General features: G+C 38.1%; 15 protein-coding genes. 1 reads left to right on the plus strand and 14 read right to left on the minus strand.

Going from position 1 to position 14,845, the window contains the following annotated elements; all coding sequences use genetic code 11:
* Positions 1–28 precede the first annotated feature (28 nt).
* The 14 genes from paaZ to CA2559_RS05375 all read right to left on the minus strand — a co-directional run bounded on the left by paaZ (position 29) and on the right by CA2559_RS05375 (position 12,917).
* Complete coding sequence (paaZ, locus tag CA2559_RS05310; RefSeq protein WP_013186820.1) at positions 29–2,539, minus strand: phenylacetic acid degradation bifunctional protein PaaZ; 2,511 nt, start codon at positions 2,537–2,539, stop codon at positions 29–31.
* Positions 2,540–2,591: 52 nt separating this feature from the next.
* A complete protein-coding gene (locus CA2559_RS05315; protein ID WP_013186821.1) occupies positions 2,592–3,194 on the minus strand; it encodes a short chain dehydrogenase in 603 nt (200 codons plus the stop codon).
* A 131-nt stretch (positions 3,195–3,325) separates the two neighbouring features.
* Entirely contained in the window at positions 3,326–4,540 is a 1,215-nt protein-coding gene (locus CA2559_RS05320) for a 3-oxoadipyl-CoA thiolase (RefSeq protein WP_013186822.1), read from the minus strand.
* Positions 4,541–4,596: 56 nt separating this feature from the next.
* A complete protein-coding gene (gene ypfJ / locus CA2559_RS05325; RefSeq protein ID WP_013186823.1) occupies positions 4,597–5,460 on the minus strand; it encodes a KPN_02809 family neutral zinc metallopeptidase in 864 nt (287 codons plus the stop codon).
* A 48-nt stretch (positions 5,461–5,508) separates the two neighbouring features.
* A complete protein-coding gene (locus CA2559_RS05330) occupies positions 5,509–5,919 on the minus strand; it encodes a PaaI family thioesterase (protein ID WP_013186824.1) in 411 nt (136 codons plus the stop codon).
* Positions 5,920–6,001: 82 nt separating this feature from the next.
* Positions 6,002–7,165: a 3-hydroxyacyl-CoA dehydrogenase NAD-binding domain-containing protein gene (locus CA2559_RS05335; RefSeq protein ID WP_013186825.1), complete on the minus strand. Its 1,164-nt coding sequence runs from the start codon at positions 7,163–7,165 to the stop codon at positions 6,002–6,004.
* A gap of 82 nt (positions 7,166–7,247) precedes the next feature.
* On the minus strand, positions 7,248–8,033 hold the full coding sequence (locus CA2559_RS05340) for an enoyl-CoA hydratase-related protein (protein ID WP_013186826.1): 786 nt from the start codon (positions 8,031–8,033) through the stop codon (positions 7,248–7,250).
* Between the two features lie 154 nt (positions 8,034–8,187).
* Positions 8,188–8,694 carry a 1,2-phenylacetyl-CoA epoxidase subunit PaaD gene (gene paaD, locus CA2559_RS05345; RefSeq protein WP_013186827.1) on the minus strand — a complete coding sequence of 169 codons (507 nt, stop codon included), beginning with the start codon at positions 8,692–8,694 and terminating at the stop codon, positions 8,188–8,190.
* The gene (gene paaC, locus CA2559_RS05350; protein ID WP_013186828.1) at positions 8,688–9,443 is read right to left on the minus strand and encodes a 1,2-phenylacetyl-CoA epoxidase subunit PaaC; all 756 of its coding nucleotides are present in this window, start codon (positions 9,441–9,443) and stop codon (positions 8,688–8,690) included. The genes paaD and paaC overlap by 7 nt, the downstream gene beginning before the upstream one ends.
* Before the next feature lie 44 nt (positions 9,444–9,487).
* Positions 9,488–9,835 (minus strand): four helix bundle protein, encoded by a 348-nt coding sequence (locus CA2559_RS05355; protein WP_013186829.1) that lies wholly within the window; start codon positions 9,833–9,835, stop codon positions 9,488–9,490.
* Between the two features lie 48 nt (positions 9,836–9,883).
* Positions 9,884–10,174 carry a 1,2-phenylacetyl-CoA epoxidase subunit PaaB gene (gene paaB, locus CA2559_RS05360; RefSeq protein WP_013186830.1) on the minus strand — a complete coding sequence of 97 codons (291 nt, stop codon included), beginning with the start codon at positions 10,172–10,174 and terminating at the stop codon, positions 9,884–9,886.
* A gap of 3 nt (positions 10,175–10,177) precedes the next feature.
* Complete coding sequence (paaA, locus tag CA2559_RS05365; RefSeq protein WP_013186831.1) at positions 10,178–11,134, minus strand: 1,2-phenylacetyl-CoA epoxidase subunit PaaA; 957 nt, start codon at positions 11,132–11,134, stop codon at positions 10,178–10,180.
* Positions 11,135–11,144: 10 nt separating this feature from the next.
* Positions 11,145–12,218 (minus strand): 2Fe-2S iron-sulfur cluster-binding protein, encoded by a 1,074-nt coding sequence (locus tag CA2559_RS05370; protein WP_013186832.1) that lies wholly within the window; start codon positions 12,216–12,218, stop codon positions 11,145–11,147.
* Between the two features lie 123 nt (positions 12,219–12,341).
* Positions 12,342–12,917, minus strand: coding sequence for a TetR/AcrR family transcriptional regulator (locus CA2559_RS05375; protein WP_238524726.1), 576 nt, complete (start codon positions 12,915–12,917; stop codon positions 12,342–12,344).
* Positions 12,918–13,081: 164 nt separating this feature from the next.
* Between CA2559_RS05375 and CA2559_RS05380 the strand changes: the two genes are divergently transcribed.
* Entirely contained in the window at positions 13,082–14,842 is a 1,761-nt protein-coding gene (locus CA2559_RS05380; protein ID WP_013186834.1) for an aromatic amino acid hydroxylase, read from the plus strand.
* The last annotated feature ends 3 nt before the right edge of the window (positions 14,843–14,845 follow it).

A 14,845-nucleotide genomic window follows, 5' to 3' on the forward strand; every position in this document is an offset into this window, starting at 1 on the left:
AATCCGCAATAAATGCGGATTGACATCGCTATAAAATATTAAATTGATTGAAATGATGATTCAAATGCTTTCGCTCTAAAAGCGTCCACTCAAATCTATCTAAATGCCCAAAAACGGCATTCTTTGTAATAGCCTTTGCATTTTGTTTAAAGTATTTCACATAAGCTTCACGAGCATCTAACAGTGCTTGTTTTGCAACGTCAAGGTTATCGTGTTCTAAAGGCATCAACTCACCTTTCTTCATTAAAGGCATATGATGACCTTGCGGAAATGGTTTATAGTTGTACAACGAATCGTGCACTTTTTCAAGATGCTCTTCTGGTGTGGCAATTTCAAAATCCTGAATCTCTCCTGAAGCCACTTTATAACTCCATTCTAAATGCTCTACCATATGTTGTGGTGTCATTATTCCCCATTTTGGCTTAGCATCTTCAGTAAGTTTACTCAATGAATTCTGAATAAATTCTTCTGAAATCTCTTCAAAAACCGTTTGCTTTTTCTGAACCATCGTTAAAATAGTCGCAATAGCCACCAATGTTTCTTGGTCTTCATCTGGCTCGGCATCAAAAACTTCAACAAACCATTTCACGATGCCGCTAGGTAATTCTGAACCTTTTTGCTCTCGGTCAACTTTTTGTTTACACGTTAATCGCACATAAACGGTATCGTTATGATAGAGTGGACGTAAAAATCTAATCTCCTCTAAGCCATAATTCGCGGCAACTGGTCCTTTGTTTGGATACACAAATAATCCTGCTGCCATCGAAATCACAAAATAACCGTGCGCTGTTCTATGCTCGAAAATACTGCCATCAAGACTAGTGATATCTGTATGTGCATAGAAATGGTCCCAAGTCAAGTTTCCGAAGTTTACGATATCTGTATCAGTAATGGTACGCTTGTGGGTTTCCAAAGACATTCCTGGTTGAATGTCTTCCCAATTGTAAGCGAATGGATGCTTAGGCGATTCTTTATAAGCTGAATTTGGTTGATAAATACCAGTAATTTCAGTCAATGTTGTCGGGCTTCCTTGTATGGCACAACGCTGTAAATAATGTTTGATACCACGCATTCCACCCATTTCTTCACCGCCACCAGCGCGACCTGGACCACCGTGAATTAGGTTAGGCAACGGCGAACCGTGACCTGTACTTTGCTTCGCACTTTCTCTGTTTAAGACTAGTATACGACCGTGATGCGTTGCTGCAGAAACTGTGTAATCTCTAGCAATTTTATTGTCGTTTGTCACGATGGAAGATACCAGCGAACCTTTACCCATTTTAGACAACTGAATGGCCTCGTCCAAATCTTTATAATGCATCAAAGTAGATACTGGTCCAAAAGCTTCAGTAATGTGCGCTGCTTCATTTTTCAACGGATTATCTTCGCGAAGTAAGATTGGTTTGATGAATGAACCACCTTTGGTGTTTTCACCTATAGTCTGTGCTTCGTCAAAATCGCCGTAAACGATATTTGCGGTTTTTGTGATTTCTTTGACTTGACTATAAACACTTTCACGTTGTTCTTTGGTTACCAAAGCACCCATTCTAACTTCCTTCAATCTTGGGTCGCCAATAGTGATTTTATCAAGTTGTTTACCAAGTGCGATTTGCACATCTTCAATTAGATTTTCTGGTACGATGATACGACGAATCGCAGTACATTTTTGCCCGCATTTTACAGTCATCTCATTACGGACTTCCTTGATAAACAAATTAAATTCTGGAGTACCTGGTTTAGCATCTTCCCCAAGAATACAAGCGTTTAATGAATCGGCTTCCATAGTGAATGGTACAGATTCTTCAATAAGTTGTGGGTGGTTTTTAAGCATACGGCCTGTTTTAGCAGAACCTGTAAAACTCACCACATCTTGAGATTGCGTATTATCTAAAATATCTTTAGCGGTACCACTAATTAACTGTAATGCACCTTCTGGCAAAATTCCTGAAGCGATGATTTCTTTTACTACAGCTTCCGTGAGATATGCGGTTTGTGGAGCAGGCAATACAACTGCCGGAACACCAGCCATCCAATTACACGCACACTTCTCTAACATTCCCCAAACTGGGAAATTGAATGCGTTAATGTGAACTGCTACACCTTCACGAGGCACCATAATATGATGTGCCATAAAGCGACCACCACGAGATAAATCGATTGGGTCACCTTCCACGTGAAATGACTGATTTGGAAATAACTTTCTTAGCGAAGCATTGGCGAATAAGTTTCCAAAACCACCTTCAATATCTATCCAAGAGTCAATTTTTGTGGCTCCAGTTCTGTAGCTGATGTCGTAAAATGCTCTTTTTTTCTTCTGAAGATAAAACGCCAATTTCTTAAGCATTAATCCACGCTCTTGAAAGGTCATTTTACGTAACGTATTTCCCTTTTCTCTTCCGTATTGAAGAATTTCTCCTGTGTTTAAGCCTTCAGTCGTGACGCTGGTAAAGTGCTCGCCAGTCACCGAATCGTAGATTGGGTTACCGTTGCCTTTACCGTCTTGCCACTGGCCTAATATGTAATGTTGTGTTTTTTGCATAATAATATTTTTCAGGTATAACCGTTTTGTCGCCTCGAGCGGCGTCGAGAAGTTATCCTTGCAATCTAATGATTTGTCCGTTTAATCTACTCTCAATGGCTTTAATATAGCCCATTGCTACTTTTTTCATTGGAACAGGAATGTTTCCTGGAAAGTAGCTCCGATATTTTTCGTAGGCGTCTTCTACTAAATCTGATGACACTGCATTTATACGCAAGCCATTTCCTAATTCTAGAGCAACAGCTTTTACAAAACTATGAATGCCACCATTTACCATTGCTGCTGAACTTGTCATATATACTGGTTCATCTGCTAAAATTCCTGTAGTTAGTGTAAATGAACCGCGATGATTTAAATAGTCCTTACCTATACGAACTAAATTAACTTGCCCCATCAATTTACTCTTAATACCGATGTAGAAATCTTCTTCTGAAAGATTTTCGAACACTTCCCATTTTGCTTCGCCAGCTACACAAATTACAGCATCTAGGTTATCGACTTTCTCATACATCGCCTTGATAGATTCTGAATCTGAGATGTCGACTATGACATCAGCTTTTGAGCGACCAGCGACAATAACTTCGTGTTCCTTAGATAAGGTAGTATTTAAATATCTTCCGATGGTTCCGTTACCACCAACTAATAGGATTTTCATTTTGTATTGTTTTTTGCGTTAGGGATTGAGCGGTTTGTTTGAACTCTTCTTAATGTCACATTGAGCGCAGTCGAAATGCGGCATTAAAAAAGTGAGTAGCGAAAGCCCGACCTTTAGGTAACGCCCAAATTCTATAAATTCACGTTTTCGATAATCGCCGCATAGCCTTGTCCAACGCCGACGCACATCGTGACTAATGCGTAACGCTTGTTGGTTTCCTGCAACTCCAAAGCGGCAGAATAGGCGATGCGCGCGCCTGTGACACCAAGCGGATGACCGATGGCAATTGAGCCGCCATTAGGGTTAATTCTTGGGTCGTTGTCCTCCAATCCCCATTCGCGAATGCAGGCTAAAGCTTGCGCCGCAAAGGCTTCGTTGAGTTCGATGATGTCTATATCTTCCATAGTTAACCCGGCTTTTTCCAAGGCTTTATTACTCGCCTTTACTGGACCGATTCCCATAATTCTTGGCTCGACACCCACAACGGCAGATGAAACGATTCGTGCCAATGGCTTTAAATTGTATTTCTTTACTGCATCTTCTGAAGCGACGATTGTTGCTGCCGCTCCATCATTTAATCCTGAAGAATTTCCTGCGGTAACGCTACCACCTTCTTTTTTGAAAGCAGGTCTAAGCTTACCAAGAATTTCCTTCGTAGTTGTTGGTTTTACAAATTCATCTTTACTGAATTGTATTGGGTCTTTTTTGCGTTGGGGAATTTCAACAGTCATTATTTCCTTTGCTAAACGCCCATTTTCTTGAGCTTTGGTTGCTTTCATCTGACTATTATAAGCAAAGGCATCTTGGTCTTCACGACTGATATTGTATTTCTCAACAAGATTTTCAGCTGTATTTCCCATACCATCTGTGCCGTACATTTCGTGCATTTTTGGGTTAACAAAACGCCAGCCAAAACTTGAGTCGTACATCTTACTGTCGTTGCCAAAAGCTTTTGAGGGTTTGCTCATCACGTATGGTCCGCGCGTCATATTCTCAACACCTCCAGAAATGAATAAGTCGCCGTCACCAGCTTTTATAGCTCGGTTAGCGTGGATGATTGCCGAAAGACCTGAACTGCATAATCTGTTCACCGTTTCGCCAGGAACCGAAAACGGCATTCCGGCAAGGAGTGAACACATTCTTGCGACGTTGCGGTTGTCCTCGCCAGCTTGGTTGGCACAACCCATTATAACATCGTCGAATGCGTCTTTTGGGATGTTTGGATTTTTTTCTAGTACGTGTTTGATGACCATTGCTCCCAAATCGTCTGTCCTAACAGCAGATAATGTGCCGTGGTAACTTCCGATTGGTGTGCGTGTTCCGTCTATGATATATGCTTCTTTCATTTTATGAATTTGAAACTGAAATCGAATTTGAAATCGAAGACAGTATTAATTATAATTTAATTTAAAATGGCCTTAAACGTATCGTGTTGACTCATATCACCACTTCTGAAGCCTTTCATAAACCACTCCATACGTTGCCTGCTTGTGCCGTGTGTGAAACTGTCTGGCTGAACATAACCTCTGGTTCTTTTTTGAATGGCATCATCACCAACGGCTTGTGCCGCGCTTAATGCTTCTTCGATATCGCCTTCGTCCAAATATTTTTTATTGTAATGCGCCCATAAACCTGCGTAAAAATCAGCTTGGAGTTCTTGAGCGACTGATAACTTATTGGCATCTGCCTGAGAACGCCCTTGTTTTGCTTGTTGAACTTGGCGCGATGTTCCTAATAAGGTTTGAACGTGATGCCCAATCTCGTGAGCTGTGACATAGGCAATAGCAAAATCACCACCTTTGGCGCCAAAACGCGTTCGCAATTCTTTGAAGAATGCTAAATCCATATAGACCTTTTGGTCGCCAGGACAATAGAATGGTCCAGAAGCTGAACTTGCTTTTCCACAACGTGTGTTTACAACATCGGTAAATAATACCATTTGTGGTTCTTTATAATCGCCCAAATTATTTTGTCTGAATAACTGATTCCATACATCTTCCGTATCTGCTAAAACAGTTGCCATAAAATCGCCCATTTCTTGTTCTGCTGAAGTGAGTTCTCTTGAAGTGGTTTGCTGAGTCGTCGTTCTGGAATTATTGATTTGCTCAACAATTGGTGCAATCTGTTGTCCTGTTTCGCCTCCAAAAAGTTGGAGTAAGATGACAATAACAGCAATCACGCCACCACCAGCGGCGACTTTACCTTTGGTACTCATACCACGACGGTCATCGAGATTGCCACTTTTTCTTCTACCTTTCCATTTCATATTTAATCGGTTATGGTTAGTCCTTTAAAAATACAATTTTCTAAATGCTTATTCCCAATCTTTACTCGTTCTGTACACGACACCTTTAAATAGCGCAACAAGTTGGTCGCCTCGCTTAACTTCGACAATATTGAATCCCACTTTTTTCTTTGAAACATCTGTGACCGCTTCAGCAGTGATGTAATCGCCTTCTTCAAGTGCTTCAATATGATTAATCGAAGTTTCAATACTTACCGCATATTTTCCGTGTGTGTTTGCTGAAAAGCCAAAAGCAGTATCGGCTAAACTGTATGAAATGCCGCCGTGTGCTTTTCCCATACTGTTCAGCATTTCTTTGCGAATGGTCATTCCAACCTTAACGCGACCTATTTCGACACTTATAATTTCTATGCCGAGCCAACTTGAGAAGTGGTCTTGACTTAGCATTTTATTTGGGATTTTGGTTTTGGAAATAGGCATTTGGGAATAGGGATTTGGGAATAGGGATTTGGTATTAGTGTAATTGGTTTTAGTTCTCGACTCCGCTCGAACTGACAATGGATTATAAGTTAAATTTCTGATTAGAATCCTTCATCCTACGCAGCATCGGTGAACAACGGTATCTGTCTTCGTGGTATTCATTGTATAATTTGTCTAATTCTGTAACGCACCAATCGATGCTCTTTTCATTAGCCCAAGCGAGTAAGCCCTTTGGATAGTTGACACCTTTGGTCATTGCATTATCAATATCTTTTGCTGAAGCGACATTCCAAAACAAGGCATCTGCAGCTTCGTTAATAAGCATCACTAAAGTTCTATTGAAGATGTTTTGCCCTAATTCTGAATCTTTATTTGGCTCTGGTTTGGTTGCATTTTCTGAATAATCATAATAACCTTTACCAGATTTTCTGCCGAGGTATCCTGCTTCGCTGAAACGTTTTTGCGTGAATGCTGGCTTATATCTTGGGTCGTAATAGAACGCTTCAAAAACAGTTTCAGTAACTGTATAATTAACGTCGTTTCCTATGAAATCCATTAATTCAAATGGTCCCATTCTAAAGCCTCCAAATTCCTTCATCGCCCAATCAATTGTGGCGAAGTCGGCAATGCCTTCTTCATATTGTCTGAGTGACTCGCTATAAAATGGTCGTGCAACACGGTTGACAATAAAACCTGGCGTATCCTTTGCAACTGCAACGACTTTCTTCCAACTTTCAATTGTATCTACTGAAGTTTTCAACGTTGCTTCTGAAGTCTGTATTGCAGGAATAACTTCAACCAATTTCATTAGTGGTGCAGGGTTGAAGAAATGAATCCCAACACAACGTTCAGGTTTATTTAGTGATGAAGCAATGGAAGCAATCGACAAACTTGAGGTGTTTGAAGCAATGATACAGTTTTCAGAAACTATACTTTCTAACTCCTGAAACACTTTCTTTTTGATGTCGATATTTTCAACAATAGCTTCAATAGTCATATCAGCATCTGAAAATGATTTCATATCTGAAACATAAGAGATGTTTCCTTGAATACGATTTTTTTCAACAGCATCAATTCGACCTTTCTCAATTAATCGATTTAATATTTTCTCTAAAGCTGTTTTTGCTTTATCAAGAGCATCTTGATTTAAATCGAATATTTTGACTTTACAATCAGCGGTGGCCGCAACTTGTGCAATACCACTTCCCATTGTTCCTGCACCTATGATTCCTACGTTCTTTATCATCTTGAAAATGTAAAATTGAAAATGTAAAATTTCAAAGTTCTATGCCTTTATAATTTTACTTTTATCATTTTGAGTTTATTATTTATCTGCCTTTAAATTCTGGTTTGCGCTTATTTACAAATGCATCCACACCTTCAGCGTAATCTTCACTTTGGGCAGCTTCAATTTGTAGCTTGCCTTCTAATTCTAGTTGTTCAGTAAGTGTATTGGTCATTGATTGGTTGAGCAAACGCTTTGTCATTCCCAATGCTTTGGTAGGCATTTGCGATAGGGTTTGTACTGTTTTTTCAGCTTCAGAAAAATAATCTTCCGCAGAAAAAACTTTGTATATCATTCCCAATTCTTCTGCTTCTTTAGCTGAAACTTTATCACCTAACATCATTAATGCTGAAGCTTTTTGAAAGCCGATTAACCTTGGCAAAAAGAACGTTCCAGCGCTATCTGGCACCAACCCAATTTTACTAAACGCTTGTATAAAACTAGCGTGCTCTGACGCAATGACAATATCACAAGCCAAAGCAATGTTTGCACCAGCGCCAGCTGCAACGCCATTTACGGCACAAACTATTGGTTTTTCAATATTGCGTATAAGTTCAATAATTGGATTGTAATGTTCTTTAAGAATTTTTTTGAAACCTGGATTTAATTCTGGAGTTGTAACTTCCTTCAAGTCTTGACCCGCACAAAATGCTTTGCCTTCTCCTGTTACTAGAATCGCACGAATGCTGTCATCCTTATCACAAGCTTTTAGTTCATCTTGAAACAGCAACGCCATCTCACGATTAAAGCTATTAAAACCTTTTGGTCGGTTTAGAGTGAGTGTGGCAACGTTTCCGTTTATGGTTTTTAGTATGGGTTGGTCGGTCATATTTATTTTTTTTGTCAACCTGAACTTGATTCAGGTTCTCTTATTTTTCAAATTTTGAATAGTATAATGTGATTCTGAAACGAATTCAGAATGACGGCGAGCTTATATTTTAAAGTTCTCGTTTCTAACATAGAGATTCCTGCCTACGCAGGAATTAGGTTAAACATTTAAAATAGTCGAACGGCTCTTGGCAATCGTCACATTTAAACATTGCTTTGCAAGCCGTTGAGCCAAACTGACTTACCAAATGTGTGTTCGTACTTCCGCAGTTTGTGCATTTTACAATCTTGGCATTTCCTAGTAACGCAGCTTTATCTGCTGTGGCGTCCATTGGTGGCGCGATGCCGTACTCTTCGAGTTTTCTCTTGCCATTCTCGCTCATCCAATCTGTGGTCCAAGCAGGAGAAAGAATCAATTTTACTTTTGATTTATAACCGGCTTCTGTCAATGCTTTTTCAATGTCGTCACCAATAACATCCATTGCTGGACAACCGCTATATGTTGGTGTGATTTTTACTGAAACTTTTCCGTCGTCTTCAAAATCTGCATAACGAACAACACCTAAATCTAAAATTGAAAGCACTGGAACTTCAGGATCGGAAACCGACTCTAGAATGTCTATAAGTTTTTTGTTGATATGTGGTTGCTGCTCGGCTACCATTTCATATTAGGATAGGTGCGTTGCATATATTGCATATCGCTTAATAGATAACCAAGATGTTCTGTATGAATACCTTCTTTGCCACCTTTTTGCCAGTATTTACTTTCAGGGATTTCGATAGTTGCTTCTTTTAGAAGATTCTCAACGCGATTGTAATAGGTATCTTTTAGTTTTGAAACATCTACACCAATACCAGCTTCAGCAGCTTCTTTGTCTGCTTCAGTCATCATAAATAATTCATTGGTATAACCCCAAAGATTATTCACGGCTTCCTGAATTTTATTATGGCTTTCTTCAGTTCCATCGCCTAAACGTTTCATCCAATCTCCAGAAAATCGCACGTGATAACTTACTTCTTTAATTCCCTTTTTAGCGATTGCAGCTAAGTTTTCATCTTTACTATTCTGAAGTTCTTGCATTTGTAAAATGTGGAAAACATCAAACAAATACTGTCTTGCGATGACGTAAGCGAAATCGCGATTTGGTTGCTCAACCAAAAGCACATTTTTATACTCACGTTCTTTTCTGAGGAATGCGAAATCATCTTCAGTTTTGTCCTCTTCAGATAAATCGGCTGCGTATTGGTAGTAGCCACGAACTTGTCCGAACAAGTCTAATGAGATGTTAGTGCAAGCGATATCTGTCTCTAAGCTTGGTCCATGACCAGTTAAAGTTCCTAGGCGTTGCCCAAGGATGAGTGAGTTATCGGCGATGCCAAGGATATAATTTATTAAAGTTTGATTGCTCATAGTTTTGAAATTGAACTCGAACTTGAAAATGAACTTGAAATAGTTCAGTCCAAATTTTTAATTCGAGTTACTATAATTCTTATAAGTTGGTCATTTTCATCAACTAAAGGTGATGCCTGTTTTTCTGAAATAAGATTAGCTTTAAACTGAATATTTAAGTTTCTCAAACTCTCTCTTAATTCCTTTAAAACTATCCTTAGTTTATTGATTTTGTCTTTTTGTGTTCCAGCACCTAGTGCTTCTCCATAATTAAGAGCAGAAGAACAAGCTGACCGAATTAATTGTTTTGCAAGATATTCTCTAGCAAATGACACTGGTTTTTTATCATAAAGCTGAACTATTTCTGCAGCAAAATCTTCTAGGCGTTCACTTAAATCATATTTCTTTTCCATATAGCCTTTTCAATTTCGAGTTCAATTTCAAGTTCAGTTTTCGTCAGCTTACATATGCTTCACGTCGTCTGGTAAATCGTAAAATGTTGGATGACGGTACACTTTGTCTTGTGCTGGCTCGAATAGCTCACCATTATTATCTGGATTAGACGCTGTAATGTGTTGACTCTCTACAACCCAAATGCTTACGCCTTCGCTACGCCTTGTGTAAACATCACGCGCATTTGCTAAAGCCATTTCTGCATCTGCTGCGTGAAGGCTTCCAAAGTGACGGTGTTCTAATCCATTTTTACTTCTCACGAAGATTTCCCAAACGGGCCAATTTTTCTTAGTGCTCATATCTTAACTTGCTTTCGCTACTTTTTTATTTTCTTGTTTTTCTGCATAGGCAACAGCTGCATCGCGCACCCATTCGCCTTCATTCCAAGCATTAACTCTGGCGTTCATGCGTTCTTTATTACAAGGACCGTGACCTTTTACAACTTGCCAGAATTCATCCCAATCAATTTCTCCAAAGTCATAGCTTCCTGTCTCTTCATTAAATTTTAAATCTGGGTCTGGAATAGTTAGCCCTAAAATATCTGCTTGAGGGACAGTTTGGTCAATAAATTGCTGACGTAATTCATCGTTGGTTTTACGTTTAAGCTTCCATTTCATAGATTGTTCTGTATGTACTGAAGCATCATCTGTTGGGCCTAACATCATCAAGCTTGGCCACCACCATCTATTTAAAGCGTCTTGCGCCATTTCCTTTTGTTCTGGTGTTCCATTACAAAGCGTCAACATAATTTCATAACCTTGACGTTGGTGAAAACTTTCCTCTTTACACACGCGCACCATTGCTCTTGCATATGGTCCATATGATGTGTTACACAATGGCACTTGATTAATAATCGCTGCGCCATCAACCAACCAGCCAATTGCACCCATATCTGCCCAAGTTAATGTTGGGTAGTTGAAGATTGAAGAATATTTTGCTTCACCAGAATGTAGTTGACGGTATAATTCTTCTCTAGACACACCTAAAGTTTCACAAGCGCTGTATAAGTATAAGCCGTGACCAGCTTCATCTTGCACTTTTGCTAATAACGCAACCTTGCGTCTTAATGAAGGTGCACGTGAAATCCAATTACCTTCAGGAAGCATTCCAACGATTTCAGAATGTGCGTGCTGAGACATTTGCCTGATGTGTGTCTTGCGATACTTTTCTGGCATCCAATCTTTTGGTTCAATTTTTTCATCATTGGCAATGCGTTGCTCAAAGATGTCTTCTAAATTCTTTATTTCTGCGTTGCTCATAATATTTTGTTTATACGTCGAAATCGACAGTTACTTTATCACTTGTTGGAACAGCTTGGCAGCTTAGTACTAAATTTTGAGATACTTCCTTATCATCTAATGCATAATTTATCTTCATCTCGACACTTCCTTCTTTTACCTCACATTTACACGTGCTACAAACACCACCTTTACAGGCGAAAGGTAAATCTGCACCTGCGCCAAGTGCTGCATCGAGAATGTTGTCGTAATCTTTAGTCATTGTAAAGTGAAATTCTTTTCCACCATCTACAATAGTAATTTCTTTTCCTTCAACACTTTGTTGTGCAAGACGTTCTGCTCTTGCTTTGTCTTCATCACTTAATCCTGTGACAAACAATTCATAATGCACTAATTCTTTTGGTAAGCCGGCTTTCACTAACTCATCCTGGATCATAAAAATCATATCTTCAGGACCACATATAAATACTTCATTAGTATCTTGAATATCTACAAAGGTGTGTGTTATTTGTTGAATTTTCTCTGGTGTAAACCTGCCGTTAAATAATTCAATATCTCGTTGTTCTCTTGTTAGAAAATAAAAGATGTTTAAACGTCCAAAATATTGATTTCTAAGCTGTTCTATCTCTTCCTTAAAGATAATAGATTTTGCATTCTTATTCAAATAGAATAGCTTGAATGTACTTTCTGGCTCTAGTGCTAAATGTGTTTTCATCATAGATAAGATAGGAGTAATACCACTTCCTGCTGCAAATACTAAATAGTTTTTGCGTTTTGAGTTATCTATGTCTACACCAAATGTGCCACTTGGTTCCATAATTTCTAGCATATCGCCAGATTTTAGGGTATCATTTACATATGTAGAGAATTTGCCGCCGTGAATTTTCTTTACAGCTACTTTCCATTCTTTATCTATTGGGCTAGAACATAAACTATATGATCTTCTTGTGTCTTCGCCATTTATAATAGCTTTTAATGTAAGGTGTTGACCTTGAGAAAAGTTGAAGGCATTGTGTAGGTCTTCAGGTACATCAAAAGTAATCACCGAACAATCGTCAGTTTCTTTATAGATGTCCTTAACTCTTATATTATGAAATTTAGCCATTTAGAGGTGTAAATTATATGTCTTTATGTTCAATTATTATTCCAAAACTAACAAACGTTAGTTAGATGTGCAAGTATTATCTACTCTGTTATATTTATTCCCGTTGTAATTATGCTGTTAAGGTTAAGTTCTTATACCATCTAAAAGCACAGAAACCATGTCTGTTTTAAGGATATTTACATCCATTTTACCACGTTTTTCATACCATAAATACATAGTCTGAAGTGTAGAAAGCATAGAAAACACAATAACTTCTGGGTTTTTATTTATTATTTCTCCTTGGTTAATACCTTGTTTAATTATAGTTCTGAAATTATTTTCATAGGCATTTCTTAAGGTTACAAAACGTATTAACTCATCTGCTTCAAGATGTTTCCAGTCGTTATGCATCATTGCCATTGCGCCCGAATTGTTTATGCTAATATCAATATGAAGACCTATTAAATCCTGTAATTTATTTATTGAAGTGGTCTCTTCATTAAAAATTTGAGTCATACCAACAGTAAAGGCTTCAGCAATCTCAAGTATAATTGTAGAAAGTATTTCCTGCTTATTTGCAATATGGTTGTATAGGCTAGCTGCCTTTATATCTAAAGCCTTTGCCAAATCTCGCATAGATACAGCATTGTAGCCTTTCTCTGTGATAAGGTCTTTAGCTACTTTAAGAATTTCAGATTTACGATTTAATACTTTCATCATTACAAATATACTAAAAACTAACACTTGTTAGTTAGCTCCATATTATTATTCAAATTAATGCTTCTAAAATTTAAAGGTTTCACTGTAAAAAATGGTGTGTTACACCGACAACTCTTACTTTTGAATGTATTTTGTGCTTTGCATGATTTCATAATAATGACAGGATGAACGAAACCATACAGACAAACCCACTTATAGATAGATTGCCACCACACTTAAAGCAATTTATAAAACCTCAAAACTACGACGATTATACAGCTATTAATCAAGCAGTATGGCGTTATGTAATGCGTAAAAATGTTGAATATTTAGGTAAGGTTGCACACGAAAGTTATTTGTCTGGATTAAAGAAAACAGGTATTTCTATAAATGAAATCCCTAGTATGTATGGTATGAACCGTATCCTTAAAGATATTGGTTGGGCAGCAGTTGCTGTTGATGGTTTTATACCACCAAACGCTTTTATGGAGTTTCAAGCTTATAAGGTGTTAGTGATTGCTAGTGATATTAGACAATTAGAAAATATTGAGTATACACCAGCACCAGACATCATTCACGAAGGTGCAGGACACGCACCTATTATCGCAAGTCCAGATTATGCAGAGTACTTGCGTCGATTTGGTGAAATTGGAAGTAAAGCAATTTCTAGTGCTCACGATATTGAGATGTATGAAGCAGTAAGAGCGGTTTCTATACTAAAAGAAGCAGAAGGTACACCACAAGAGCAAATTGATGCTGCTGAAGCACTTGTTGAGGAGCTTCAGAATAAAAAGGTTGAGCCAAGTGAAATTTCATTAATTAGAAATTTACATTGGTGGACTGTAGAGTATGGTCTTGTTGGAACAGTCGAAGACCCAAAGATATATGGCGCAGGTTTGCTGTCCTCTATTGGAGAAAGCAAGAACTGTATGACAGATGCCGTGAAAAAAATACCATATTCTATTGATGCAGCATACCAAGATTTTGACATCACAAAACAACAACCGCAACTATTTGTAACTCCAGATTTTGCTTATTTACAAGAGGTTTTAGAGGAGTTTGCCAATACAATGGCAGTAAGAAAAGGTGGTTGGCGCGGCCTTAAAAAACTTATTGAAAGCAAACAATTAGGTACTATAGAATTGAGTACTGGCTTGCAAGTCTCAGGTGTGTTTAAGCGAATGATACAGAATGAGGATAATGAAGTTGTTTACTTTGAAACCGAAGGTGAAACCGCATTATCTTACCGTGAAAAAGAATTGATAGGTCATGGTATAGAGCGCCATATCAATGGATTTCGATCGCCTTTAGGGAAATTAAAAGGTATTAATCTCGCCATTGAAAATATGGGTCCACGTGATTTACAAGCTTATAATTTTTATGACGGTAAGCACATTCAATTTGAGTTTGAAAGTGGCATTACTGTAGAAGGTATGAACGTTACAGGTATAAGAAACCTAAAAAGTGAATTGATGTTGATTCAATTTACAGATTGTACCGTGAAATATAAAGATGAGGTATTGTTTAGTCCAGAGGATGGCGATTTTGATTTTGCCGTTGGAAAAGACATTGTTTCAGCCTTTGCAGGTATGGCAGATTACAGATCTTTTAATGTAAACACACATAATCCTTCAACAACGACAACGATAAAAACAGAACGTTCTGCAAAACAAAAAGAACTTATCGAGTTGTATGAGGCTATTAGGAATTACCGCAACGGTGAAACCACTAAGTTTTCACCAGATGCTGTTTTTGATATCTTGAAGAAACACCATAATGAAGATTGGTTACTACCTTTAGAGATTTATGAATTAGAAGTTGAGCGAAACACAACTCTATCAAAAGAGGTGTTCAGATATTTAAATGAATTAAAAGAGCGCAGACCAGAAGTTAGTCATTTAATTGAAGGTGGTTTAGAGCTTTTAGAAACGCCAGAGCATGTTTAGGTT

The sequence above is a fragment of the Croceibacter atlanticus HTCC2559 genome (assembly GCF_000196315.1).
Lineage (GTDB): Bacteria > Bacteroidota > Bacteroidia > Flavobacteriales > Flavobacteriaceae > Croceibacter > Croceibacter atlanticus.

What these genes read in the sequence shown, in the direction of transcription:
- paaZ (WP_013186820.1), bottom strand. Translation starts at nt 2,539, where the DNA reads ATGCAAAAAACACAACATTACATATTAGGCCAGTGGCAAGACGGTAAA.
- CA2559_RS05330 (WP_013186824.1), bottom strand. Translation starts at nt 5,919, where the DNA reads ATGCCTATTTCCAAAACCAAAATCCCAAATAAAATGCTAAGTCAAGAC.
- paaD (WP_013186827.1), bottom strand. Translation starts at nt 8,694, where the DNA reads ATGGTAGCCGAGCAGCAACCACATATCAACAAAAAACTTATAGACATT.
- CA2559_RS05335 (WP_013186825.1), bottom strand. Translation starts at nt 7,165, where the DNA reads ATGATAAAGAACGTAGGAATCATAGGTGCAGGAACAATGGGAAGTGGT.
- paaB (WP_013186830.1), bottom strand. Translation starts at nt 10,174, where the DNA reads ATGAGCACTAAGAAAAATTGGCCCGTTTGGGAAATCTTCGTGAGAAGT.
- ypfJ (WP_013186823.1), bottom strand. Translation starts at nt 5,460, where the DNA reads ATGAAATGGAAAGGTAGAAGAAAAAGTGGCAATCTCGATGACCGTCGT.
- paaA (WP_013186831.1), bottom strand. Translation starts at nt 11,134, where the DNA reads ATGAGCAACGCAGAAATAAAGAATTTAGAAGACATCTTTGAGCAACGC.
- CA2559_RS05355 (WP_013186829.1), bottom strand. Translation starts at nt 9,835, where the DNA reads ATGGAAAAGAAATATGATTTAAGTGAACGCCTAGAAGATTTTGCTGCA.
- CA2559_RS05380 (WP_013186834.1), top strand. Translation starts at nt 13,082, where the DNA reads ATGAACGAAACCATACAGACAAACCCACTTATAGATAGATTGCCACCA.
- paaC (WP_013186828.1), bottom strand. Translation starts at nt 9,443, where the DNA reads ATGAGCAATCAAACTTTAATAAATTATATCCTTGGCATCGCCGATAAC.
- CA2559_RS05315 (WP_013186821.1), bottom strand. Translation starts at nt 3,194, where the DNA reads ATGAAAATCCTATTAGTTGGTGGTAACGGAACCATCGGAAGATATTTA.
- CA2559_RS05370 (WP_013186832.1), bottom strand. Translation starts at nt 12,218, where the DNA reads ATGGCTAAATTTCATAATATAAGAGTTAAGGACATCTATAAAGAAACT.
- CA2559_RS05340 (WP_013186826.1), bottom strand. Translation starts at nt 8,033, where the DNA reads ATGACCGACCAACCCATACTAAAAACCATAAACGGAAACGTTGCCACA.
- CA2559_RS05320 (WP_013186822.1), bottom strand. Translation starts at nt 4,540, where the DNA reads ATGAAAGAAGCATATATCATAGACGGAACACGCACACCAATCGGAAGT.
- CA2559_RS05375 (WP_238524726.1), bottom strand. Translation starts at nt 12,917, where the DNA reads ATGATGAAAGTATTAAATCGTAAATCTGAAATTCTTAAAGTAGCTAAA.